At 41.3% G+C, this 25,034-nt stretch carries 27 protein-coding genes; 15 read left to right on the top strand and 12 right to left on the bottom strand.

Annotated features, from left to right (window positions below; all coding sequences use genetic code 11):
- Positions 1 to 8: 8 nt before the first annotated feature.
- The 8 genes from ID12_RS17845 to ID12_RS17810 form a co-directional block, all read right to left on the bottom strand.
- The gene (locus ID12_RS17845; RefSeq protein WP_050827554.1) at positions 9 to 1,013 is read right to left on the bottom strand and encodes a sensor histidine kinase; all 1,005 of its coding nucleotides are present in this window, start codon (positions 1,011 to 1,013) and stop codon (positions 9 to 11) included.
- A complete protein-coding gene (locus ID12_RS17840) occupies positions 1,013 to 1,702 on the bottom strand; it encodes a response regulator transcription factor (protein WP_017358287.1) in 690 nt (229 codons plus the stop codon). Before ID12_RS17840 ends, ID12_RS17845 begins: the two co-directional genes overlap by 1 nt.
- 110 nt (positions 1,703 to 1,812) lie before the next feature.
- Positions 1,813 to 2,733 carry an iron-hydroxamate ABC transporter substrate-binding protein gene (locus ID12_RS17835; protein WP_019743718.1) on the bottom strand — a complete coding sequence of 307 codons (921 nt, stop codon included), beginning with the start codon at positions 2,731 to 2,733 and terminating at the stop codon, positions 1,813 to 1,815.
- Between the two features lie 190 nt (positions 2,734 to 2,923).
- Positions 2,924 to 3,523 carry a response regulator transcription factor gene (locus ID12_RS17830; RefSeq protein ID WP_035391139.1) on the bottom strand — a complete coding sequence of 200 codons (600 nt, stop codon included), beginning with the start codon at positions 3,521 to 3,523 and terminating at the stop codon, positions 2,924 to 2,926.
- Positions 3,520 to 4,656, bottom strand: a complete 1,137-nt coding sequence (locus ID12_RS17825) for a sensor histidine kinase (RefSeq protein ID WP_041092554.1) — start codon at positions 4,654 to 4,656, stop codon at positions 3,520 to 3,522. Before ID12_RS17825 ends, ID12_RS17830 begins: the two co-directional genes overlap by 4 nt.
- Positions 4,657 to 4,773: 117 nt before the next feature.
- Positions 4,774 to 5,829, bottom strand: a complete 1,056-nt coding sequence (gene desA, locus ID12_RS17820; RefSeq protein ID WP_050827552.1) for a Delta(5) desaturase DesA — start codon at positions 5,827 to 5,829, stop codon at positions 4,774 to 4,776.
- Positions 5,830 to 6,018: 189 nt separating this feature from the next.
- The gene (locus ID12_RS17815; protein ID WP_050827704.1) at positions 6,019 to 7,461 is read right to left on the bottom strand and encodes a DEAD/DEAH box helicase; all 1,443 of its coding nucleotides are present in this window, start codon (positions 7,459 to 7,461) and stop codon (positions 6,019 to 6,021) included.
- A 116-nt stretch (positions 7,462 to 7,577) separates the two neighbouring features.
- Positions 7,578 to 8,381 (bottom strand): NAD kinase, encoded by an 804-nt coding sequence (locus tag ID12_RS17810; protein WP_035701998.1) that lies wholly within the window; start codon positions 8,379 to 8,381, stop codon positions 7,578 to 7,580.
- Positions 8,382 to 8,828: 447 nt separating this feature from the next.
- On the opposite strand from ID12_RS17810, the gene sppA reads away from it, so the two are divergent.
- From sppA to ID12_RS17740, 14 genes are all read left to right on the top strand, one after another.
- A complete protein-coding gene (sppA, locus tag ID12_RS17805) occupies positions 8,829 to 9,830 on the top strand; it encodes a signal peptide peptidase SppA (protein ID WP_050827550.1) in 1,002 nt (333 codons plus the stop codon).
- A 14-nt stretch (positions 9,831 to 9,844) separates the two neighbouring features.
- The gene (locus ID12_RS17800) at positions 9,845 to 10,369 is read left to right on the top strand and encodes an RDD family protein (RefSeq protein WP_008343136.1); all 525 of its coding nucleotides are present in this window, start codon (positions 9,845 to 9,847) and stop codon (positions 10,367 to 10,369) included.
- A 101-nt stretch (positions 10,370 to 10,470) separates the two neighbouring features.
- Positions 10,471 to 11,178 carry a DUF2953 domain-containing protein gene (locus ID12_RS17795; RefSeq protein WP_008343138.1) on the top strand — a complete coding sequence of 236 codons (708 nt, stop codon included), beginning with the start codon at positions 10,471 to 10,473 and terminating at the stop codon, positions 11,176 to 11,178.
- Positions 11,179 to 11,192: 14 nt separating this feature from the next.
- Complete coding sequence (ytfJ, locus tag ID12_RS17790; protein WP_007501733.1) at positions 11,193 to 11,645, top strand: GerW family sporulation protein; 453 nt, start codon at positions 11,193 to 11,195, stop codon at positions 11,643 to 11,645.
- A 112-nt stretch (positions 11,646 to 11,757) separates the two neighbouring features.
- Positions 11,758 to 12,258: a thiol peroxidase gene (gene tpx, locus ID12_RS17785; protein WP_007501731.1), complete on the top strand. Its 501-nt coding sequence runs from the start codon at positions 11,758 to 11,760 to the stop codon at positions 12,256 to 12,258.
- Positions 12,259 to 12,346: 88 nt separating this feature from the next.
- A complete protein-coding gene (locus ID12_RS17780; protein ID WP_050827548.1) occupies positions 12,347 to 13,321 on the top strand; it encodes a class I SAM-dependent methyltransferase in 975 nt (324 codons plus the stop codon).
- Positions 13,322 to 13,550: 229 nt separating this feature from the next.
- The gene (locus tag ID12_RS17775) at positions 13,551 to 14,735 is read left to right on the top strand and encodes an acetate kinase (protein WP_007501728.1); all 1,185 of its coding nucleotides are present in this window, start codon (positions 13,551 to 13,553) and stop codon (positions 14,733 to 14,735) included.
- Positions 14,736 to 14,834: 99 nt separating this feature from the next.
- Positions 14,835 to 15,350: a MogA/MoaB family molybdenum cofactor biosynthesis protein gene (locus tag ID12_RS17770; RefSeq protein WP_035701991.1), complete on the top strand. Its 516-nt coding sequence runs from the start codon at positions 14,835 to 14,837 to the stop codon at positions 15,348 to 15,350.
- A 173-nt stretch (positions 15,351 to 15,523) separates the two neighbouring features.
- Positions 15,524 to 16,735 (top strand): argininosuccinate synthase, encoded by a 1,212-nt coding sequence (locus ID12_RS17765; RefSeq protein WP_008343148.1) that lies wholly within the window; start codon positions 15,524 to 15,526, stop codon positions 16,733 to 16,735.
- Complete coding sequence (gene argH, locus ID12_RS17760) at positions 16,732 to 18,105, top strand: argininosuccinate lyase (protein ID WP_008343150.1); 1,374 nt, start codon at positions 16,732 to 16,734, stop codon at positions 18,103 to 18,105. The genes ID12_RS17765 and argH overlap by 4 nt, the downstream gene beginning before the upstream one ends.
- 118 nt (positions 18,106 to 18,223) lie before the next feature.
- A complete protein-coding gene (locus ID12_RS17755; RefSeq protein ID WP_035701988.1) occupies positions 18,224 to 19,129 on the top strand; it encodes a phosphotransferase in 906 nt (301 codons plus the stop codon).
- 95 nt (positions 19,130 to 19,224) lie between these two features.
- Positions 19,225 to 19,980: an SDR family oxidoreductase gene (locus ID12_RS17750; RefSeq protein ID WP_008343153.1), complete on the top strand. Its 756-nt coding sequence runs from the start codon at positions 19,225 to 19,227 to the stop codon at positions 19,978 to 19,980.
- A gap of 66 nt (positions 19,981 to 20,046) precedes the next feature.
- Positions 20,047 to 20,730, top strand: coding sequence for a metal-dependent hydrolase (locus ID12_RS17745; RefSeq protein WP_017358276.1), 684 nt, complete (start codon positions 20,047 to 20,049; stop codon positions 20,728 to 20,730).
- Between the two features lie 144 nt (positions 20,731 to 20,874).
- Positions 20,875 to 22,197, top strand: coding sequence for a CBS domain-containing protein (locus ID12_RS17740; protein WP_017358275.1), 1,323 nt, complete (start codon positions 20,875 to 20,877; stop codon positions 22,195 to 22,197).
- A gap of 200 nt (positions 22,198 to 22,397) precedes the next feature.
- Here ID12_RS17740 and ID12_RS17735 read toward each other — a convergent pair whose 3' ends face one another.
- The gene (locus ID12_RS17735) at positions 22,398 to 22,700 is read right to left on the bottom strand and encodes a YtpI family protein (RefSeq protein WP_008343164.1); all 303 of its coding nucleotides are present in this window, start codon (positions 22,698 to 22,700) and stop codon (positions 22,398 to 22,400) included.
- A gap of 147 nt (positions 22,701 to 22,847) precedes the next feature.
- On the opposite strand from ID12_RS17735, the gene ID12_RS17730 reads away from it, so the two are divergent.
- Positions 22,848 to 23,789: a DHH family phosphoesterase gene (locus ID12_RS17730; RefSeq protein WP_035701985.1), complete on the top strand. Its 942-nt coding sequence runs from the start codon at positions 22,848 to 22,850 to the stop codon at positions 23,787 to 23,789.
- A 49-nt stretch (positions 23,790 to 23,838) separates the two neighbouring features.
- Here ID12_RS17730 and ID12_RS17725 read toward each other — a convergent pair whose 3' ends face one another.
- From ID12_RS17725 to ytrH, 3 genes are all read right to left on the bottom strand, one after another.
- Positions 23,839 to 24,024 (bottom strand): YtzJ family protein, encoded by a 186-nt coding sequence (locus tag ID12_RS17725; protein WP_008346082.1) that lies wholly within the window; start codon positions 24,022 to 24,024, stop codon positions 23,839 to 23,841.
- Positions 24,025 to 24,133: 109 nt separating this feature from the next.
- The gene (ytrI, locus tag ID12_RS17720) at positions 24,134 to 24,637 is read right to left on the bottom strand and encodes a sporulation membrane protein YtrI (protein WP_007501718.1); all 504 of its coding nucleotides are present in this window, start codon (positions 24,635 to 24,637) and stop codon (positions 24,134 to 24,136) included.
- Positions 24,634 to 24,975: a sporulation membrane protein YtrH gene (gene ytrH / locus ID12_RS17715; protein WP_007501717.1), complete on the bottom strand. Its 342-nt coding sequence runs from the start codon at positions 24,973 to 24,975 to the stop codon at positions 24,634 to 24,636. Before ytrH ends, ytrI begins: the two co-directional genes overlap by 4 nt.
- Positions 24,976 to 25,034 lie beyond the last annotated feature (59 nt).

Below are 25,034 nucleotides of genomic sequence, written 5' to 3'. Positions count from 1 at the left end.
CTGCATGTTCACATGCTTGCAATATGCACAAAATCATTCTTTTTCGGAAAAATAAAGGTGAAAGTTGTCCCTTGATCTAATGTGGAGTTGACCTCGATCGTGATATGAAGAGCGTCAGCTCCCTTTTTTGTTAAATAGAGCCCCATGCCTGTGGAGGCCGTGTCATTGTGATGTCTTGTGGAGGTAAAGCCTTTTTCAAAAATACGGGACACGTCTCTTGGGTCAATTCCTCTGCCTTGATCTGAGATGGTGAGCACCACTTGTTCGTTCATTTGTTTGCTTTCGATGATAATGTCAGTTGATTGGCTGTACTTGACGGCGTTTGTCAGCACTTGTCTGATCATAAAGGATAACCATTTTGTATCACTTAATACATCTCGCTCTTCTAATAAAAGGTCAAAGCCAATTCCTTTTTGCATACACCACGATTGGAGCGCTTTGATTTCTTTCGTTAGCATGTTTTGGAGATCCAGTTTTTCAATAAATAAATCATTTTCAATATGTTGGATCCTGCTTTGATGCAGCTGTGCATCAAGGAGTAAATGTATTCTAAGCCATTCATATGTCATATTTGATTTGAGCGGCTGTTCTGTTATGCGGTCAATCATTAAGTGCATCGCCGTGAGCGGCGTTTTCACCTCATGTATCCATGAGAGTAGTTCATCTTTTTCTTCTTCCAGCGCAGTCTTTTGCTTAGCCGTCATCTGGCGGTATCGGTCGATTTGCTCTGACGTTGCCTCCTGTACAATTTGTTCAAAGGGGGAAGAGGGTTTGAGACGTATTTGATGGTCTATATTTTCGTCCCATGCTTTCAGTTGCATGTAATAAGCAGTTTCTTTCCGGTAACGAAAAAAAAGAAAAACAATGAAGAGTAATGTAGACAAAAGCACGATATAAAAAAGAGAAGCGAGTGGAATCGTTGTATCCAAATATGCAACAAAGAGAATGAGAAGCTGCAAACTAAGAAAGAACAAGATCCAGCTTCTTCGTTCTTTTAGAAATGCTTGCAGCATCATTGATCATCCTTTTCTTTTGCAAGATAACCTTGACCCACTTTTGTTTCAATGAAGGTGCCAAGGGAGATTTCGTCTAGTTTTTTTCTAAGGCGGTTGACGTTTACAGTGAGTGTATTGTCACTCACGAATCGTTCATCGTCCCATAAAGCTTGGATGAGAGATTCCCTTTTGACGATATGATTTTTATGCTGAATCAATTCTTTGAGAATAAAAAACTCATTTTTTGTTAATTCAATCTCACCGTTTTCATTTGTCACTGTATTATTTTCGAGATCAAGGGTAGCGCCGCACCAGACTTTTAAGTTGGCTGGTTCCGCATTATAATCATGGACTCGGCGAAGAACAGCACTTACTTTGGCGATGAGAACGTCAAAGTGAAAGGGCTTTTGTACAAAATCATCAGCTCCAAGCTGCATCGACATGACCATATCAGCAGGATGATCACGAGATGAAAGAAAGATGATGGGCACATTAGAATGATGCCGAATCATCCGGCACCAATGAAAGCCATCGTACTTTGGCAGCTGAATATCAATAATGACTAGATCAGGCTGGATGGAAGTGAACTCCTGCATGACCTGTTGAAAATTGTTGATCCCATACACATCATAAGACCAGTTGACTAAACGTTCTTTGATTTCTTGGAAGAGGGTTGTATCATCCTCAATCAGCAAAATTTTAAACAAAACGAGCACCACACTTTTTAAATTAGCTTGTACATCATTGTAGCGGAAAATAGGCACTCCCGCTAGAAGCAGACAGCAAAAAAGCAAGGGAAGAGGTCCCTTGCTTCGGTTTATTTACCTAAAAAGTGCTTTTTAAAGAATGATAGTTGATATTCAAGTGTGAGCGGGTCATTAAAGTAAAACTCTTCCGCATTTGCTTCATACACACGATGTTTTTTCACAGCAGGAATGGACTTATAGATTTCACTGTTTTGATAGGAATTGTCCATCTCGCTGTTTTTGCTAATGATCATATAGTCTCCGGCAAATTCAGGGATGACCTCTTGTGACACCGCATAATAACCAGCTTTTAATGCTTTTTCTTTTACTTTTTCAGGCATTTTTAGTTTCATTGCTTGGTAGAGGATTTCTGTTCCGCGTCCCCATGCATCTCCAAAGACGTAAAGATCTTTTGTGCCGCTTTCAAAGACAGATACGGTTGCATCTTCACCGATTTTTGCTTTGATTTCTTTGCCAGCTTCAGCTGTGCGCTTTTTGAAATCCTTCACCCATGCTTCTGCTTCTTTTTCTTTGTTTAAGACTTTTCCAATTTCAATATGCTGCTGAAGGTAATCGACTTTGTTATACGTGAATAAAACGGTAGGGGCGATTTTTTTCAGTTTTTCTACATTTTTTGCACCGCTTAAACCGATGATGACATCAGGCTTTAGCTTCATGATTTTTTCCACATTTTCATCGGATACTTCTTCCACATTTTTTAATTTCTTTTTGAAACGTGGATTCTTTTTTGACCAAGAGTCAACACCCACAAGGTTCACACCAAGTGACAAGACATTTCCTGTATAAGAGGCGAGAACAACAACACGTTTTGGATTTGCTGGCAGCTTCACAGGTCCATTTTCAGATTGATATGTAATCGTGTCCGATGACGTTGATTGCTTTCCTTTATTTGAGGAAGAGTTGCTGCTATTGCCACATGCGCTCAACGCAAGTACGAAGATGAGCATCAGAGGGAACAATATTTTCTTCATGAATGTAAACTCCTTTGAAATCGGCACATCAGCCGTGTATTTGGTTGTATGAGTGATAATGATAATTATTATCACTCAGATATCATACCATAGAAGTGAGGTTTGTTGTCAATGATATTTTAGCAGTGGATAGAGGAATTCTGATAAAAAGAAAAAAAGATCAAGGCAGTGTCTGACCTGATCTTTTTTCTTATTTAAACCAGCCTTTTTCTTTGGAACGAGTAATGGCTTCAATTCGGTTTTTGACTTCTAGTTTATCTAAAATAACGGATATGTAGTTTCGGACAGTGCCACTTTTAATGCTGAGTTCCTTGGCGATTTCTTTTGTGTTTTTTCCGTCTGCGACGAGTTCTAGAACCGACTTTTCTCGTTCAGTTAAAGGATTTTCGTCGCTATACAAGTCTTCCATTAATTCAGGGGCGTACACCTTTTTCCCTTTCATCACGCTGCGGATGGCACTTGCCAAATCCTCGCTTGGGCTGTCTTTCAGCATGTAGCCGCTAACGCCAGCTTTCAGTGCTCTTTGAAAATAGCCAGAACGGGCAAAGGTTGTTAAAATGATGATCTTCACATCAGACTTTTTGAGTTCTTCAGCGGCATCGAGCCCAGATTTTCCTGGCATTTCAATATCCATTAAACAAATGTCGACCGGGTGTTTTTTAGCAAAATCTATGGCATCCTGGCCGTTTGTACCTTTTCCAACAACCGTCATATCGTCTTCTAAATCGAGAAGCGATCCAAGAGCACCGAGCAGCATTTGCTGATCCTCTGCGATAAAGATGTTAATCATTTTATTTCCTCCTTATCTTTCGCTGCTGAATCATTTGGAATACTCATGATCAGCTTCGTCCCGTCTTTTGTTTCAATGTGCAGGCGTCCATTTGCAAATTCCAATCTTTCTCTAATCCCTAAAAGGCCATGTCCCTTTGTTTGAGAGGGTGGATCACCGCCTTTAAATGTGCCGTTATCCTCAACTGTAATGACAACTTCCTTTGACTTTTGATGAATGGTGATTTGACAGACAGTGGCGTCGCTATGTTTGACGACATTCGTTACGGCTTCTTTGATGCACATGCTCACAATGTTTTCGTTCAGAAGAGAGATGTGTTTCGGCGCTTCCTTTTCATCATAAATCATGTCAATATCGGCGGCTTCAAGGATTTGCTTGATATTCAATATTTCATCTTTGATCCGAATGCCTTTCATGGAAGAAACAATTTTCCGCACTTCATTAAGAGACGTTCTAGCTGTCTGTTGGACGCTTTTTAATTCGGCGCGTGCCTGTTCAGGGTCTTTATACACGAGTTTACGGGCAAGGTCACTCTTTAAACCGATAAGAGAGAGTTTTTGTCCAAGTGTATCATGCAGGTCACGAGCAATGCGCTGTCTCTCTTCAATTTTGACAAGATCGGCGATCCGCTCATTGGCATATTCTAATTTCTCTTCTAGCCGTTCACGTTCCTTCCTGCTTCGAATGCTAAGAGGGAGGAGGATGGCGCTGATCAGTGTAATCACGACAAACGGAATTTGCGTGAGAAACCAGCCCTTTTTTAAGATCAGGCTAAAATTCACCGCTACGGCAGCGCTCCCTAGATGAATATAGTATAAGATATAGAAAGGGACTTTTCTTTTGATATGCCCGTTGAAATAGGCGATACAAAAAGCAAAATAAATGTAGCTATAGAGCATCACATAACCAGTCGAAATGGCGATTAATAGAAGGCCGAATACATATAACGACCAGCCTTTTGAGACAAAGGCAAAACGGTAGACCGCAAAAAAGACGACGTTTAAAATAATGCCGATCACAATGCCTAAAGTCGAAGGGGTCTTAAAGATAAAATAAAAGGGCAGGATGAAAAAAATCGCCCAAATATATGGGGAAATCCCATGCAGTTTTTGAATTTTCAGTTGTTTTTTCATCCGTGATTCACCTTTTTCATTTTTTCAGTCTTTTTCACTACTTTATCAAATTGAACAGATGAGCGCATCCTGCAAATACAACAAGCTCCTTCTATTGTAAGAAAGAGCTTGCGCCAATTATGCATTTTTCTTCAGAATGTCTCCTTTTATAACAGGTGCGGGCACCTTCTTAGATTGCCGTGCTTCTTTAAAGGTAACAAATGCTTTCGTTTCTTCATCCCAAAGTCTAAATTTCATTGATTCGATACTTGTTTTTAAAGTGATGGTTGGCACATTTTGAAGCGGCTCACTATGATCATGTGCATGCTCCAAGTGATAATTCGGTACCCTCGGACTTAAATGATGAACATGGTGATAGCCGATATTGCCTGTTAACCATTGAAGAAGCTTTGGCAATTTGTAAAAAGAACTGCCTTCTACAGCTGCCTGCACGTAATTCCAATGTTCATCTGCTTCAAAGTAAGAATCTTCAAATGTATGCTGCACATAAAACAGCCATACGCCGATTGATCCTGAGATCAGGAAGATTGGACCTTGGACAAGCAGGAACTCCTGCCAGCCAAAAAGAAGACACGTTGCAGCTGCTAGCGCAATGATGCTCACGTTTGTGAAATACGTGTTCCAGCGCTCTTTTTTACGAGCATTTTTGACGTTGAAACGGTTTTTTAAGAGAAAAACAAAGATCGGTCCTAAAATAAACATCACAAAAGGATTACGGTAAAATCTGTAGCGAAATTTCGTCCAAGCTGAAGCTTCTTGATATTCTTTGACTGTCAGGAGCCAAATGTCGCCAGTTCCTCGTTTGTCTAGGTTACTGCTTGTGGCATGGTGAATTGAATGATCTCTTTGCCATTGAAGATAAGGGAAAAGGGTGAGTACGCCCGTTACAAAACCAAACAGGTGATTCAGCGGCTTCTGTTTAAAAAAGGATTGATGGCAGCAGTCGTGAAAAATAATAAAGACACGTACTAAAAAACCAGCTGCAATCACCGCAAAGAAGAGGGTTAAAAGATAGGAGATGTTCAGGCTATAATAGGCAAGAAACCAAAGCCCCAAAAATGGAATGAATGTATTAAAGAGTTGAATGATACTTTTTTTCGAATTAGCACCAGAGAATTGGCCAACTTGTTTTCTTAAAGTGGCTTGCTGCTGTGTGTTTGTTGAAGTCGTCATGAACGTTCAAGTCCTTTCCGTTTCTTTCTACTTCAAAGTATAGAAGGAAAGGTGTCATGCTCATAGTAGCACCCATCATGTATTCAATATGACATTTGTCATGTTGAATGCGGGAAAGGCTGATGGTTCAAGGGTTGTAAGCTTATTTTATTTTAAATAAAAAAAGTAAAGGCGCTTAGCCTTCACTTTTTATTGACGTGCTTCATGTACTTTTAACTGCTTGCCTTTAATCGTTGTGTGGCGCATGGCTTTTAGCACAAGAGGGCCTTTGCCATTTAAAATATCTACATATGTTTTTGTTTCCTGAATGGTAATAATCCCAATGTCATCAAACGCAACGCCGTCTATTTTGGCGATCGTTCCAACGAAATCAACTGCCCGGAGTTTCTTTTTCTTCCCGCCGTTAAAATACAGCTTCATAATAGCTTTCTCTATGCCGGCCTGCTTATTTTCCTTTTGAATCGGTGTTTCAATTTTTTCTTCAAAGTTTGCCACATGCTGTTCTGCTTCTTCTTTTGTAGGATAAGGCTGAATCTGAAAATGAATACCAGCTTCCTCTTTTAATTCTTCAATAAGCGGCTGCCCGTGCCTTGTCATAAACGCAATCGTTTTTCCGCTTTTACCCGCTCTGCCAGTTCTTCCGGTCCGGTGAATATAGCGTTCTTTTTCATATGGCAAGTCGTAATGAATGACATGTGTCATATCACTGACATCAATTCCTCGGGCTGCAATATCTGTTGCGATCAAATAACGGAATTCCCCGTTTTTGAATTCATCCATGACGGCAAAGCGATCTTCCTGCCTCATCCCGCCATGAATCTTATCGCAAGGAACATCCCACTCATCCAGCTTCATCGTCAGCTCATTCACTCGCTCCTGCGTATTGCAAAAAATGATACAGCTATCTGGATTTTCAATGACAATCGTTCGTTGAAGTAATGAAAACTTGCCTTCTTCCTCGGTTTCAATCAACGTGTGGGTGATTTGCTGCTTCGTCGTTTCCTCCCGAGCAATCTCTATCACTTTTGGCGATTGTAAAAACTGCTCACTCAAATCCTTCATTTCATCAGACATCGTCGCTGAAAATAACATCGACATCCGCTTTGGCGGCAGATGCTGAATAATAGAAGAGACTTGATCAATAAATCCCATGTTGAGCATTTCGTCTGCTTCATCTAACACGAAAAATGACAGATTGTCTAAAGAAAGTGTCCCTTTTTCAAGGTGATCCAATATTCGTCCTGGCGTTCCGCACACAATGTGGTTCTTTTGTGCAAGCTCTATTTTTTGTGCTTGAAATGGAGCTTTCCCGTAAATGGCGGCCGCTTTGATTCGTTTAAATCGTCCGAGACTGGTCAGATCCTGTTTGACCTGCATGGCAAGTTCTCTTGTTGGGACGAGGATGAGGGCTTGAGGTTTATTCTCAGCCCAATCCACCATTTCACAAATTGGCAGACCGTAGGCTGCTGTTTTGCCACTGCCTGTCTGAGATTTGACAATGAGGTCCTGCTTTGAAAAAGCAACGGATAATGTCTCGTGCTGGACGGGTGTAGGTGTATGGAAATGAAGCGCTTCTAGCGCTTGTTTCAATTCATCGCTTAATGGATATTGATCAAAATGTTGTAATGGCATCGTGTTCTCCTTTTCGTACATGTATACTTGTGACATCATACCATATCTTTTCAAAGACACCATGACCTTGAATGAAAAGGCATGAAAAAAAGCCCCATAAAGGAGCTTTTCAATAATTAAAGGAATCTGCGTTTCACTTTTTCCCAATAGGAATTATCTTTTAATTTGACTGTTTTGATCACTTTACCAGAAAGGCCAATGTCAATTTGTTTGACATGTTTTGTACCTAACGCTTCGTTATCAAGACCGATAATTGGGTGGTCGTTACCGTCCTGAACAACCTTTAGTGTCAGCTTGCGGTCACTGCTTAAAATGAAAGGAGCTCCAAGTGTACGGTATGAGTTGTTATTCAGCGATGCCAGCTCGGTTACTTGCATACACGGAAGCATCGGATCCACCACGGCGCCATTGACAGATTTATTGTAGGCTGTTGAACCGGTCGGAGTGGAAATAATCATCCCGTCGCCTCTAAAGGTTTCAAAATGGAAATCATCTATATACACATCGATGACAAATGTTTTAATGATGCTAGAGCGGATCGACAGTTCGTTTAAACAATGGAACTGGTTGATACTGTCAACGCTTACATCGATGATCGGATATTTTCTCACTTCAATCTGTTCAGTGTTCATGGCATCAATCATTTGATCAAAATGTTCTAACGAAAAATCGCAGTATAGGTGCGAATTCTCTGTTTTTGATACCCCTACATACAAGCAGTCATCCCGGAAGTTCGTTTTGCGAACCGCTTGAAGAAATGTACCATCTCCACCAATTGAAGCAATGATATGGGCATCTTCTGCACGCTTTACGACGTGAAAGCCTTGATCGGTAGCGAGCTTCTCCAGAGAAGAAATGTGTCCATCCAATTCATGATCTTTTTTGTAAAAGAAAAATACATTGCGACGATTGTCTGTCATTGACGTTCTCCCCTTTGTTGTCAAAAATAGATTTCGAGTAGTAAAGGGCTTACATAAAAACCCTTGCTCACATTTTACACTTTTTTCATATGAAAGTAAAAATATTAGAAAGACGCTTCATCATGATAGAGGCTTCCATTTGAGAAATGAGTCATTGTAAGTGATTAGACAACGCTGACTTTGAGCATAATTTAATAGCTCATTTTGGAGGCTAGAGAGGTCTGGGCGTTTCGTTGTGGAGATGATCTGAGCTATTAGATGTAGAAAGAGGATAAAATAACCAATTTTTCGTCATGATGAGCAAATGATAGAAGATGTAAAGTTGATCGTCATTTCACATCGGTGCTATCATATGTTGAAATGAAATGTAAAAAAACCACAGTTCCTGTGAAACATTTCATGTGTGTATTCGTATGAACGAAGTGAGACAAAAAGGAGGAGAAAGAAATGAATGCGAAAAGATGGGTAGCCTTAATCATTGCACTTGGTGTTTTCGGCTTTTCGATTGTGATTAGTATCACGACAGCCTTGTTTGAAAGCTTCAATGATAATAAGATGAGCTATCAATTCGGGGACGAAATCGAAGAAAAGGTACTAGAGGATGGAAGCGGAGCGAGTAAAATTGCTGTACTTGAGATTAATGGCACGATTCAAGATAACGGCGGAGCATCCAGCCTTCTAGGCGGGGAAGCATATGATCATCGTGCGTTCTTAAAAGAATTAGATAAAGCAAAAGACGATGCGTCTGTGAAAGGTGTCTTGCTGCGTGTCAACTCTCCTGGCGGCGGTGTCTATGAAAGTGCTGAAATACATAAAAAATTAGAAGAAGTAAAGAAAGCGAAGAAGCCAATTTATGTTTCTATGGGTTCAATGGCGGCTTCTGGCGGCTATTATGTATCCACTCCAGCGAAAAAAATCTTTGCTTCACCTGAAACGTTAACAGGCTCTCTCGGGGTCATCATGCAAAGTTTGAATTATGCAAAGCTAGCAGATAATTTAGGCATCAAATATGAAACCATTAAAAGTGGAAAATTCAAAGACATCATGTCCCCAAATCGTGATATGACAAAAGATGAGCGTGCTATCATGCAAAGCATGGTTGACAACTCTTATGAAGGCTTTGTGAAAGTCATCTCAGAAGGACGTGGCATGTCAAAACAAGACGTCAAGAAAATTGCTGACGGCCGAATCTATGACGGAACACAGGCGAAATCGAACGGATTAGTGGATGAGCTTGGGTACTATGAAGATGCACTAAAAGCAATGAAGAAAAATGAAAAAGGCTTAAAAGGAGCAACAGTAATCAGCTATTCACAAAGCTTTGGCTGGAACTCTCTTTTCAATATGAGTGCAAGCAAGCTCTTTAAAAGCGAAATTGATTTTCTGAACTTAAAAGAAACACTGGCTGGCTCAAATGGGTCTAAACCGATGTATCTCTATTCAAAATAAAGGAGGGATCATAGATGGATTCTACATTCGATGAAGTAACGGAAAGTCGCAGCCAAGAGGGAGAATCAAGGCCGACTCTTGCGAAGCGCACTTCAATTGAAGCGCAGGCCTTTGCAGGTTTCTGGATTAGATTTTGGGCATTTATCCTAGATTGGCTCGTCGTATGGGGTGTTAACCATTTGACGGTTTCTCCAATCTTTAGTCTCTTTGGCTGGTCAAAAGGTGGAGGCTGGTTTTCCCCATTTTCCGTCACAACCACAATTGTCTTTCTGCTTTATTTTGCGATCATGACGAAGATTTTCCAACAAACACTTGGAAAGATGGTGTTTGGAATCAAAGTCGTCTCACTTCAGCCGGAGAAGAAGCTGCCATGGGATGTCATTTTCTTTAGAGAAATTGTGGGGAGATATATTAATACGCTTTTTGTTCTCTATGCTGTGGTTGGGTTCACGCCGAAAAAGCAAGGGGTTCATGACTACTTTGCAGATACGGTGGTTGTTCATGAACATTTATATGAAAAAACAGAATCAAACGCATAACCAAAGAGAGTTTGGCCGGGTACCGGTCAAACTCTTTTTTTGGGTGATTGGGTATAAAATCCAGAAGGAGAGCCATAATCGTAGAGGAAGCATCATTTGTTATGGAGGAAGTGAGCACAGTGCTGTACGTTTGGATCGCAGCTTTTTTGTTCCTTGTGATCTTATTGATCTTTATGAAAGTGACCATTTCACTGGACTATTCACATGCAAATGACAATGACCATATTGCGGTGAAGATCATCACCTTATATGGAATCGTCAGACTGAAGAAAGACATTCCGATGGTGAAAGTGAATACGGAAGATCAAACGATTGATATTCGTGAAAAGAAAATGGCCAGCACCAAAACGCCTAATCAAGAAAAAGAAACCATGCATAAAAAAGTGGGAAAACGTGATGTGAAAGAAATCCTTCATCAAATGGAGCGTATTACAAAAGAGATTGTCGATCTAAACCGGATCATGCGAAAGTTCTTCATTCATATAAAAATCGTCTCATTTCACTGGTCCACATGGATTGGTTTTCATGACGCAGCTTTAACAGGTGTAGCAGCCGGTGGTGTGTGGTCAGTCAAAGGAGCACTTCTTGCCTTTATGCAGGAGCATCTCACCTTTAAGCACAAACCCGTCTATGAAGTGATTCCCGCTTTTCAGCACAATGTGTCACAGACACACTTTGCATGTATAGCTTATTTTCGGATTGGACATGCTATGCTTGCAGCCATTCGATTACTTGTCCATTGGTTAAAAGGGAGAAAGGCGAGAAAAAATGCCTCTCTTCAAGCAACGAAGAATGAATCATCTGTTTAAGGAGGAACCCGAAAATGGCAGATCATCCAATCCAAGGTCTGATGAAGACAGCGATGGAAAACTTAAAAGAAATGATTGATGTGAACACGATCATCGGCGATCCAGTCGAAACCCCTGACGGCAGTGTCATTCTCACAGTGTCAAAGGTTGGTTTTGGATTTGCAGCCGGCGGCAGTGAATTCAACGGTAACCAAAAGAAAGAAAAACGGTCTGATGAACAAGAACGAAAAGAACCGAGACTCCCATTTGGAGGCGGAAGCGGTGGGGGAGTATCGATTACACCAATCGCCTTTTTAATTGTGGGAACAAATGGCGTACGAATGCTTCATTTGGATGAACACACACATCTGCTCGATAAAATATTGGATTCTGCTCCTCAAGCAATTGAACGTCTTCAGCACATGTTTAAGAAGGATGAACGGGAGCATCGTCACAAAGAACGAAAACTAGATGACATAGACCTTTAAAAAGTTAGCTGCCCTGCAGTTAACTTTTTTTTCAAAATGGACGATTAGGCTTTGCAGTTTTTTGCTTTCTCTACTATGATAGAACCATACATTTGATAAGGGAGGAATTGTTTTGGCATCGATCACATTTAAAGGGAGCCCAGTAACGCTTGTAGGAAATGAAGTGAAAGTAGGCGAGCAGGCTCCAGATTTCACGGTATTAACGAACTCACTAGGGGAAGTTTCACTTTCTGATTTAACAGGAAAAGTGACGATTATCTCAGTGATTCCTTCTATTGATACAGGTGTGTGTGACGCACAAACAAGACGTTTCAATGAAGAGGCAGCCGGTTTAGGTCCGGTCAATATCTATACCATTAGTGCAGACCTACCATTTGCACAAGCACGCTGGTGCGGAGCAAACGGAATTGAAAATGTCGAAACATTATCTGATCATAGAGATATGTCATTTGGTGAAGCGTTTGGTTTATATATGAAAGAATTGCGTTTATTGGCGCGTGCGGTCTTCGTATTAGACCCAAGCGGAAAAGTGGTTTACACTGAGTACGTAAGCGAAGCAACCAATCATCCAAATTATGAAAAAGCCATTGAGGCTGCGAAATCACTGTTATAAAAGCAGCATCGACAAGAGCTCCGGCTTCATACTGGGGCTCTTTTCAATGAGAACATATAGCTTTTAACAAAGCGAGGAGAGAAAAGCATTGCAGAAAGATCAAGTGAGTACGATTTTTGAGCTGCTCGATACAGCTTCAATTCGTTTAAAAAAGGAACAGAACATTTCCTATATTGAAGCATTGGCAGAAGCAGGAGAAGCCTTTTTCCAGGCAAATGATCGAAATGGTTTACTAAAAGATTTAATAGAGAAAGCAGATTTCGCCTCTTATGATCATGAGCAGATTCGTAAAGCGTTTCAGCTCGCCGTATTAAAAGGACAAAAGGATATTTCACATCCAAACCGGCAGATGACACCTGATACAATTGGTCTGTTTGTCAGCTATTTGGTCAATAAATTTTTAGAAGGACAAAAAGAGCTGGTTGTCTTTGATCCAGCAGCAGGAACAGGGAATTTACTGCTTGCGGTCCTCAACAATGTAACAGCAGAAACAACACGCGGTTTTGCCTCTGAAATTGATGACGTGCTCATTAAAATTGCGTGGGCACAAGCGAACTTAGAAGAAAAAGAAGTAGAGCTTTTCCACCAGGACAGCCTTGAGCCGCTTCTTATCTCACCTGCAGATGTTGCTGTATGCAGTCTTCCTGTCGGGTATTATCCAAATGATGAGCGCGCTAAAGACTATGAATTAAAGGCAAAAGAAGGTCATTCCTTTGCGCATTATTTATTCATTGAGCAAAGTCTTCGTTACACGAAAGAAGGAGGCTTCTTATTCTTCATCATTCCAAACGATTTGTTTGAAGGAAAAGAAAGCGTACAATTAAAGGATTTCATCAAAGAACATGCATATATGAATGCGTTAATTCAGCTGCCAGTCTCTATGTTCAAAGACAAAAAGCATGCCAAAAGCTTATTTGTGATGCAAAAGAAAAAAGAGGGGCTCGAAGCACCGAAACGTATGCTATTTGCCAATCTGCCATCTTTCTCACAGAAGGAAGCAATGGTTGGCGTCATGAGAAAATTAGACCAATGGTTTATAGAAGAAAAAGAAACGAAAGAATAGCCAGAGTGATGTCTGGCTATTTTATTATTCAGAAAATAACGACTTATTGATGTAAGCGGTAACAGTTCGAAGGTGTACTTGAAATGCAAAGTTTTCAATGTTTAAATGAAAAAGTCAGATATTTTTCGGACTTATCGTTAAACTATAAAAGACCCGTTCAAACAGGTTGAATATAGCACCGAAAAAACGTGAAACCTTATATAACAACTGAGTAAAAGGAGCGACAGTAATGTCCAAAATTATTGCAATCAACGCAGGAAGCTCATCTCTTAAATTCCAATTGTTCGACATGCCAGAAGAAACCGTTTTAACAAAAGGTCTTGTTGAAAGAATCGGAATGGACAACAGTATCTTCACGATTTCTGTAGATGGAGAAAAGAAAACAGAAGTCACAGATATTCCAGATCATGCAGTAGCGGTTAAAATGCTGCTTGAAAAACTAATTGAATTTAACATCATCAAAGACTTTAATGAAATTGATGGCGTAGGACACCGCGTCGTTCACGGCGGAGAAAAATTCAGCGATTCTGTTGTATTAACAGATGAAGTCATCAATGACATTGATCAGCTTTCAGAGCTTGCACCACTTCACAACCCTGCAAACGTTGTAGGAATCAAAGCATTTAAACAAATTCTGCCTGACGTACCAGCGATTGCTGTGTTCGATACAGCGTTCCACCAAACAATGCCAGAGCAGTCTTACCTATACAGCCTTCCGTACGACTACTACAAAAACTTTGGTATTCGTAAATACGGATTCCACGGGACAAGCCATAAGTTCGTAACAGAGCGTGCAGCAGAGCTATTAGGCCGTCCTCTTGAAGAGCTTCGTTTGATTTCTTGCCACCTTGGAAATGGTGCAAGTATCGCAGCAGTTGAAGGCGGAAAATCAATCGATACGTCAATGGGCTTCACACCACTTGCGGGTGTTGCAATGGGAACACGTTCAGGTAACATTGACCCTGCCCTTATTCCATTTATTATGGAGAAAACAGGACATACAGCGGAAGAAGTACTTTCTACTTTGAATAAGAAGAGTGGTCTTTTAGGTGTGTCTGGTCTTTCAAGTGATCTTCGTGATATCGAAGAAGCGACAGAAGAAGGAAACGACCGTGCAGAAGTAGCACTAGATATTTTTGCAAGCCGTATTCATAAATACATCGGTTCTTATGCAGCGAGAATGAATGGTGTAGATGCCATCATCTTCACAGCTGGAATCGGTGAAAACAGCTCAGAAGTGAGAGCACGTGTACTTCGTGGTCTAGAATTCATGGGCGTATACTGGGATCCATCTCTTAACAACATGAGAGGCGAAGAAGCATTCATCAGCTACCCTCACTCTCCTGTAAAAGTCATCGTGATTCCAACGAACGAAGAAGTCATGATTGCAAGAGACGTTATGCGTTTAGCGTAACATCCTTTTAAAGCTCTTTTCCTCAGCGGAAAAGGGCTTTTTTCTATTGAAATCAGCATGCTATAATGTGAGGCAATATGAAAGGAGCGGTGTGAAGAGATGAGCGCCCAAGAACATAAACGCGAAGCGAGAACGAGGCTTCATGTAAAAGTCATTACCGTCAGTGATACAAGGACAAAAGAAACAGATAAAAGCGGCCGTCTGATGATTGATTTGCTCAAAGAACAAGGGCATCTTATTCTTGCATACGATATTGTGAAAGATCACATTGGAGCGATTCAAGACGCCGTTTTAGAAGGAACAAGTGAAGCGAAGATTGATGCTGTCTTGTTAAACGGGGGAACTGGTATTGCAGCAAGGGACGTCACGATTGAATCCATTACCCCTCTTTTCTCAAAAGAGCTGCCGGGCTTTGGAGAAATTTTTCGCATGCTGAGCTATACAGAAGATATTGGATCAGCCGCTATCTTATCTAGAGCGTCGGCAGGGGTGATTAACCAAAAAGCCGTTTTTGCCACACCAGGCTCTACCGGAGCAGTTCGGTTAGCCATGACCAAACTCATTATTCCAGAGCTTCCTCATGTCTTGCGAGAGCTTGAAAAAGATCAAAAATAGCCCAAAATGACTCTGCCAAGAAAATTTGGCAGAGTTTTTTTCATAAAGGGGTTGAAAAAACAATTTTTCCTTGTTACAGTGTATACATACTAAATGCATGTTTATAAATTAAAACTTATTTTTATGCAAAAAACATTCACAGAATCAAAACAAGCGAGAGGAGCTTTTCAAACATGTCACAAAATAAAAAAGTCGTATTAGCATATTCCGGAGGTCTTGATACCTCTGTTGCAGTTAAATGGTTACAGGAGCAAGGTTACGAAGTTGTTGCTTGCTGCCTGGACGTAGGTGAAGGAAAAGATTTAGCATTCGTTCAACAAAAAGCACTTCAAGTCGGAGCTGTTCAATCTTACATGATCGACGCAAAAGAAGAGTTTGCTGAAGAATTTGCACTTGCTGCACTGCAAGCACACACGATGTATGAAGGAAAATACCCACTCGTGTCTGCACTATCTCGTCCGCTCATTGCCAAAAAATTAGTGGAAGTCGCAGAGAAAGAAAATGCCGTAGCCGTTGCACACGGATGTACAGGGAAAGGAAACGACCAAGTTCGTTTTGAAGTATCAATCAAAGCATTGAATCCAGACCTAGAAGTTCTTGCACCAGTGCGTGAATGGAAATGGTCTCGTGATGAAGAAATCGATTATGCACAAAAGCACGGTATTCCAATTCCGATTAACTTAGATAGCCCATATTCAATCGACCAAAACCTTTGGGGCAGAAGTAACGAATGTGGTATTTTAGAAGATCCTTGGGCAGCGCCGCCAGAAGGTGCTTATGATCTGACAAATCCACTTGAAAAAACACCTGACACACCTGAAATCATTGAAATCACGTTTGAAAAAGGAAAACCAACAGCGATTGACGGAATCCAGTATTCATTATCTGATCTGATCCTTCATTTAAATGAAGTTGCTGGCCAGCATGGTGTAGGCAGAATCGATCATGTTGAAAACCGTCTTGTTGGAATCAAATCTCGTGAAGTGTATGAGTGCCCAGGTGCAGTTACCCTATTAAAAGCACACAAAGAACTTGAAGACTTAACGCTTGTTAAAGAAGTAGCACACTTTAAGCCAATCGTTGAACAAAAAATGGCTGAATTAATATACAACGGCTTATGGTTCTCACCACTTAAATCAGCGCTAGATGCATTCTTACAAGAAACGCAAAAGAACGTAACAGGTGTTGTACGTGTGAAACTATTTAAAGGTCATGCCATTGTAGAAGGACGTAAATCACCATATTCACTTTATGATGAAAATCTAGCAACTTACACAAAAGCAGATGAATTCGATCATGATGCAGCTGTAGGATTTATTAACCTTTGGGGTTTACCAACAAAAGTAAACAGCATCGTGAATAAAAAGGAGCAGGTTAAAGCATGAAAAAGCTTTGGGGAGGCCGATTTCAAAAAACACCAGAAAAATGGGTCGATGAGTTTGGTGCATCCATTCATTTCGACAAACAATTAGTCAAAGAAGATCTGACCGGCTCCCTTGCCCATGCAAGTATGCTGAATAAATGCGGTATCATCGGCGATGAGGAGGCCGCTGCAATCAAAGACGGACTGAATACGCTCATGAAAAAGGCAGAGGCGGATGAACTCGATTTCTCAGTAGATTATGAGGACATTCATTTAAACCTTGAAAAAATGCTCATTGATGAGATTGGTCCGCTTGGCGGCAAATTGCACACAGCGAGAAGCCGGAATGATCAGGTCGCAACCGATATGCATTTATATTTGAATAACCAAGTAGAGCATATCATTGAGCTGATCTCTTCTTTTCAAACAGTGCTTGTAGAAAAAGCTGAACAGCACGTTGAAACAATTTTTCCAGGATATACGCACTTACAGCGTGCACAGCCTATTTCCTTTGCCCATCATATGCTTGCCTACTTTTGGATGCTTGAGCGGGACAAAGCGCGTTTTCAAGATTCATTGAAGCGGATTAATGTGTCACCACTTGGATGCGGGGCGTTAGCAGGAACGACATTCCCAATTGATCGTGAATATACAGCAGAGCTTCTTGGCTTTGACCATATTTACGAGAACAGCCTTGATGGCGTGAGTGATCGTGATTTCATTTTAGAGTTCTTGTCCAATAGCAGCCTTGTGATGATGCATCTCTCACGTCTTTGTGAGGAAATCATTTTATGGTGTTCTCAAGAATTCAAATTCATTGAGCTCGATGACACGTACGCAACAGGCAGCAGCATGATGCCGCAAAAGAAAAACCCGGATATGGCTGAATTGATCCGCGGAAAAACAGGGCGGGTATATGGCAACCTGATGGGGCTGCTCACGATTATGAAAGGCTTGCCGCTTACGTATAACAAAGATTTGCAAGAAGATAAAGAAGGCATGTTTGATACGGTGAAAACGATCGCTGGCAGCCTGCAAATCTTCACAGGCATGATTCAAACAATGACAGTGAACGAAGATGTCATGAAAAAAGCAACAAAAGAAGATTTCTCAAATGCGACCGAAGTGGCAGACTACCTTGCGAAAAAAGGCATGCCATTCCGTGAAGCACACGAAATCGTTGGAAAGCTTGTGTATACATGCATTCAAAAAGGCATCTACTTAAGTGACCTTCCATTTGAAACATTTACAGAAGCAAGCGGCCTCTTTGAACAAGACATTTACACTGTTCTTGATCCGTATGTTGCTGTTGAAAAAAGAACAAGTGCAGGTGGAACTGGATTTAAACAAATTCAGCTCGCTTTAGAAAAAGCAAAAGCCTGCCTAGCATAATTCGCCAAAACCATTCGTTTATACGGATGGTTTTTTTCATGGGAAAAAGGAGATTGATCTTCACTGGAGAAAATGAAAGCATACCAGTGTCAAGCTGAATAAGGAGTGACAACAGTTCATGAAGAAAACGCTGCAGGCTTTGTTTGATCAGCCTATCGTATCAGTGAAAACGTTAGGAGAACCATACGACGGCAGGGCTAATGATGTGTGGCTGATTTCCTTACAAGACCAAACGGAATATGTAGTGAAATCTCCAAAAACTGCAAGAGAAGAAAGTGAATTTGTGTATGGGACCAACATGATTTATGGAGTAGATGCCCGTACTGTACAAGAGCATCTTGATGAAATCAATGAAAAGCTGGCTCATACGAATTCCTTTCATATTCCGAAAGTTGTTCGTAAAGTGAAGAAGGCGGGGAAACACTTTTATGTCATGGAAAAAGTAGAAGGAATCCCTTTAACATCTTTTGAGGGCCGTTCAGCACAATTCTATAGGGATTACGGGAGGAAACTAGCGCATCTTCATTCATATCAAACAACCTTTTTCGGACCAGTATACGTGGGAGAAAAGAGACATTTGAGAGAATTCCATGCGCTGTTAAAAAAGGCAGTTTCCAAACTTATCAGCCGCTATTACGCTGATCAGCCTGAATATCAGGATTATGCAGAAAAGGTGCAGCAAAAGCTTGAAACGCTAAGTCCTCCTGATTCAGCCAGTCTCATTTTAATTGATTTAGACCCATCGCAATATATTGAAGACGATGATCAAGTGGCGAGTCTAGTTGATACGGAATATGTCGTATTTGGACCAGCTGCGTTTGATTTGATTGCACTCGAATACCTTTTGACGAAAGAAGCTGCACAAGCGGTTCAATTAGGATATGAAGAGATTTGCCCGCTTCCTCGCCAGCTTCATGAGGTGAGAGAATGCTATCGGTTTGTTTCGCTGCTTCTCGATATCCATGGTTCATGGGATATGAAAAAGTGGATGAATCACCCTATACGGTTTTCCCCTCATTGTTAAAGGGTTCAAAAGTGCGAAGGGAGCCGGTTTATAGTAAAGTAAAGATAACAAAAGAAACACATGAACTTGCAACCTTTGCTTTAGGAGGAGATTGTGTGCGACACGCATTAATAACAGCGGGTTCTAAAGGACTTGGCAGGAAAGTCACCGAGTCTTTACTGAATATGGGGTATTCTGTGACAGTGAATTATCGAAGTGATGATGAAGCTGTCCGGCAGATGAAAGAAGAACTGCAAGAATACGAAGAAAAGCTTCAATTTGTCCAAGGCGATGTGACAAACAAAGAAGATTTAAAAAACATGGTCGAGCTGGCAGCAGAGCGATTTGGGCGGATTGATGCCTTGATCAATAATGCTGGACCTTATATTTTTGAACGAAAAAAACTCGCGGATTACTCTGAAGACGAATGGTATCAAATGATGGAAGGCAACCTATCCGCAGTGTTCCATTTGTTCCGAATGGTGATCCCTATGATGAGAAAACAAGGCTTTGGCCGGATTATCACATATGGCTTCCAAGGTGCAGACCATGCGCCAGGATGGATGCATAGATCAGCCTTCGGAGCGGCAAAAGTGGGCCTTGCGTCATTGACGAAAACCATTGCGATTGAAGAAGCCGAAAACGGCATCACCGCTAATATGGTGTGTCCAGGCAAAATCGTTGGAGACATGAAAGAATCAACGATAGAGGAAGCACGTCAGATAAAAGACGATGAAACACCGATTGGTCGGTCTGGGACAGGTGAGGATATCGGTCGTATCATTTCATTTCTATGTGATGACCGTTCAGACCTCATTACAGGAACCGTCATTGAAGCAACAGGTGGTCTTAATGTGATTCACAGGCACTAAGTTTTTCAGCTTTTTATAGAGGGAATAGACAAAATGAGATCAAATTCGAAAGGTGGATATATTTACATGAAAGCTACATATCATGGACATTCAGTCGTACACATTGAAACAAACGGATACCATATTTGGATTGATCCATTTTTAAATGGAAATAAGCACACGGATATCAAACCGCAAGATGTGAAAGCAGATGTGATTTTGCTCACGCACGGGCATGGAGATCACGTCGGAGACACGGTTGAAATCGCTAAAAACAATGACGCACTCGTGATTGCGCCATTCGAACTTGCCACTTATTTAGGCTGGCAAGGGGTGAAAACACACCCGCTTTCTATTGGCGGCGGACGTGAATTTGAATTTGGTAAAGTCAAGCTGACGCAAGCGTTCCATGGCTCAGCGGTCATTGATGAAGAATCCAAAACGATTACGTATACAGGGATGCCATCCGGTATTTTATTTACTGCTGAAGGCAAAACAATTTATCATGCTGGAGACACGGCTCTCTTCTCGGATATGAAACTCATTGGGGAGCTGAATCATATTGAGCTCGCCTTCCTGCCAATAGGTGATAACTTCACGATGGGACCAGACGATGCGAGAATCGCAGCAGAGTGGCTTCGTGCGAAACAAGTCGTACCGATTCATTACAGTACATTCCCGCCGATTGAGCAAGATCCTCATGCCTTTGCAGACAGCTTGCATGGCGGCGTGGGTCACGTATTAAACAGCGGAGAATCCATCGATATTTAATAATAGGAAGAAAAGCCGGCATCCAACCGGCTTTTTTTATTTGCCTGTATCGTGCTCGTGTAAAAGACAAATTGCTATTAAAAGCCTCCTGCCTTTATAATGAAATATAGATGAAAACGCTGAAAACAAAAAGGGTGAACGGGATTGGCGACAAAGCATGAGCAAATTTTATCGTATATTGATTCATTGGATGTCGGAGAGAAAATTTCTGTCCGGCGTATAGCGAAAGAAATGAAAGTCAGTGAAGGCACGGCTTACCGGGCTATTAAGGATGCTGAAAATAAAGGGTTCGTGAGCACCATTGAACGAGTCGGTACCATTCGAATTGAACAGAAGAAAAAAGAAAATATTGAAAAGCTGACATATGCGGAAGTAGTCAATGTCATTGATGGTCAGGTGCTTGGCGGACGAGCCGGCTTACATAAAACGTTAAATAAATTTGTCATCGGTGCAATGGAACTGGATGCGATGATGCGATACACAGCAGCAGGCAACCTGTTAATCGTCGGAAACCGAATCAATGCTCACCGGCAAGCATTAGAGGCGGGAGCGGCTGTGTTGGTCACGGGCGGATTCTCAACAGATGATGAAATTATTCAGCTCGCAGATGAGCTTGAGCTGCCCATTTTATCAACAAGCTACGATACATTTACCGTAGCGGCTCTCATTAACCGGGCCATTTATGACCAGTTGATTAAAAAAGAAATTGTGCTTGTGGAGGATATTTTAACGCCGATAGAACGGACCGTCTATTTATCGCCAGAAGACAAACTTGAGAAATGGTATGAAAAGAATTATGAAACCGGGCACGGCCGGTTCCCGGTAGCAGACGATCAAATGAAAATTCACGGCATTTTGACCTCAAAGGATATTGCCGGCCATGACCGTTCTACACCGATTGAAAAGGTGATGACAAAAAATCCGTTGACCGTTATTGGCAAAACATCTGTCGCTTCAGCTGCACAAATGATGGTGTGGGAAGGTATTGAGGTGCTGCCAGTTGTAAATGATCATGCGAAGCTGATTGGGATGATTAGTCGTCAGGACGTGCTGAAGGCGCTGCAAATGATTCAAAAGCAGCCGCAGGTCGGTGAAAAGCTGGATGATGTCGTGTCACGAGGATTTAAGGAGACTGAGACAGAAAAACCAAAAACAGATGCGGTGTACCAATATGAAGTCTCACCACAAATGACAAATCAACTCGGTAATATTTCGTATGGTGTGTTTACACAAATTTTAATCGAATCAGCCAACCGCTTCTTAAAGTCTCATAAAAAAGGCGAACTAATTGTAGAAAGTCTTTCTGTCTATTTCTTAAAACCAGTTCAAATGGAATCCACGATACAGATCAAACCGAATATTTTAGAAGTTGGGCGCAAGTTTGGAAAGCTGGAAGTGGAAGTTTACCATCAGTCAAATATTGTAGGCAAAGCGATGTTGATGGTGCAGCTGATGGAGAGAGGATAAATGGCAAAAAAGGGCGGCATGAATGCGCCCTTTCAGCGTGTAACAAACCCTCGTATTCTTTATCAGTCCTGCGTGCTGATGCTCACGAATGACAAATTTGCTCCGTAAAAGTAGCTGTCCTTCCTAGACTGCAAAGGTTTTCTAACACGGTGAAAAGAAGAGAAAGGGCTAAAATCAAGTTCATTTTAGCCCTTTCTCTATTATGCGTGGTCTTTTTCGCCTTCCTTTAAAAAGAGCGGAAGATAGTGCTTATAGGCTTTATATCCGGCCCATGTACTGCCGATACCAACTGCAACAAAAACAAACCCAATGACAAATGCGAGTGACGAGCGGTTTAAAAATAATTGATTCACACCGAAGAGCAGGACAAAGCAGCCAAGTGCCATACTTGATTTGGCAGACCAGAATTTCTTTTCGACCGGCCGGTTCGTACGGACATTCTTTGCTTTGTAGTATAAATAAAACATGGCAGAACAAATAATAAACACAATCAAAACAAGCATGTGCCAAGCCTCCATTGTAAGTGGTTACAACCCTATTTTAAACGTAAATAGGCTTGCTTACTAGAATAAATTGTCTATTCCTCACTTTTCTGTCTGGGTAGATTATGATTTAATAATAAAAAGAGTATCGCATAAGAAGGAGTATTTATGAAAAAAGAACTGATTAGAACCATATCATTATATGACAACATCATCATTCATAGACATGTAAGACCTGATCCAGACGCATATGGATCGCAGTGCGGCCTTACGGAAATCTTGCGTGCCACCTATCCAGAAAAAAATATTTATGCGACAGGAACCCCTGAGCCATCCCTTTCATTTTTATATGAATTAGATGAGGTGCCAGATGAAGTGTACAAAGGTGCCCTTGTCATTGTCTGTGACACTGCGAATCAAGCAAGAATTGATGATCAGCGTTATTCAATGGGCGATAAGCTGATGAAAATTGATCATCATCCGAATGAAGATCCGTATGGTGATTTGCTTTGGGTTGATACAGAAGCAAGCTCTGTTAGTGAAATGATTTATGAGCTGTATTTAGAGGGGAAAGAAGAAGGATATCAGCTGAATACAAAGGCGGCAGAACTCATTTATGCCGGCATTGTAGGAGACACAGGCCGTTTCCTTTTCCCAAACACAACGAAAAAGACACTCAAATATGCGGGTGAACTCATCGAATATCCGTTTTCATCATCAGACCTTTTCAATCAATTGTATGAGACAGATTTGAATGTCGTGAAATTAAATGGCTATATTTTTCAACATATCTCCTTATCAGAGAATGGCGTAGCTTCTGTTTTTATTAAACGTGACATTTTGGAGTCATTCCAAACAACAGCGCAGCAAGCCTCACAGCTTGTTGGAACACTTGGAAATATTGCAGGGATTAAGGCATGGGTCTTTTTTGTGGAAGAGAACGATCAGATTCGTGTGAGATTCCGCTCAAAAGGCGTCGTCATTAACACCATTGCTAAAAAATATCATGGCGGAGGTCACCCGCTTGCAGCCGGTGCGTCCATATATGATTGGGCAGTTGCAGATGAGATTTTGCGTGATTTAGAAGAAGTATGTAAATCATCATCGTGAGAGAGGGGCTTCAAGTCCCCCCTCTCTTTTTTGAGCTTTGAGAAAAGGGTTACTTGGATACAGGGATAAACCAGCAGCCGATGTCAGTTGAATCTTCATAGGCTTGGAGATTTTGATGCTTTAATTCTTTTTTAATTAAATGGGCCATCATTTCTGTCTCAGCATAAGCACACATGCCGTCTTTAATCCGGCTTGCTTTGTCTCGTGCCATTTGACGATAGCTGTAAACCTCCATTGTTCTCACCTCTTTCTTATAATCATCTCGTTCTTCTTTTAGTGTATAAAAATAACAAGTGAAAAGCGATCATTGAGTGCAGAAATTCATAAAAATTCCACATCATCTATTATTCAGCAAAGGAAATACGCACTTCAAGCGATAGCTTTGTATAAATGGTCAGCTCAGTGACTTTGGCGCGGTATGCCTTTTCTCTAATCGTATATTCTTTATTTTCCACGGTCCGTTTTAAGAGCTCTTTTGTTTTATAGACACTTTCAATATCCTTTGTGATCACCTCTGAGATATCCTCTTTCACCTGATCTTCAAATTTCAAGGTATCTGGCTCCGGGATTTTGTACTGCTCACGGTTGACGAGGTGAACGTCTACGCTCTGAATAAGCAGACGCTGCTTATTGTCTTCATTTAATTTATGCAAATCTTCCCGATAGAGTGTGATTTGTTCTTTCAGACTGTCCATATGGTGCTGCTGGCTTCTGAGCAGTGTCACTTGCTTCTCTTGAAAGGTGCCATACGTAAAGAGAAAAATCAGCCAGCTGATAATTGCGCCGAACATCATCCCAGCAAAAAAACGCTGCCAGCCTGGACGTTTATACAGCTCAGGCACCCTCATGATGACACATGCTCCTGAGTGAGCCACGTAATCAGGAGATACCCCGTTTGCGCACCGCCCATAGCAGAGATAATTAACAAGATCTGCTTGAAAATATCACGTGTGTTCCCTTCGAAAATCCCTCTTTCAAAACTATAGACCGCATCAAAAGTTCCACCGATTGCCGCAACAAGTGCCCAAATTTTTAAGCGGTTGGCAAGACTTGAAATAATTGATAGCGGTGGCTGACCAGATAAATATGCACCTACCCCGCCGATAATGGCACCGCCCAAAATAACCCCCAGTGCGATAAAATAACAGCTAATAAAGTTTGGAATAAAGGCTTCCTTCACATCCATTTTTCCCACCTCACTCTATTCAATATATGGCGTGTGCTGGACAAGTATGAACGAGCGGA

Source organism: Bacillus altitudinis (assembly GCF_001191605.1).
Taxonomy (GTDB): domain Bacteria; phylum Bacillota; class Bacilli; order Bacillales; family Bacillaceae; genus Bacillus; species Bacillus altitudinis.
Note: the sequence above shows the minus strand (reverse complement) of the source record. Positions and strands in the feature narration are given on the sequence as shown.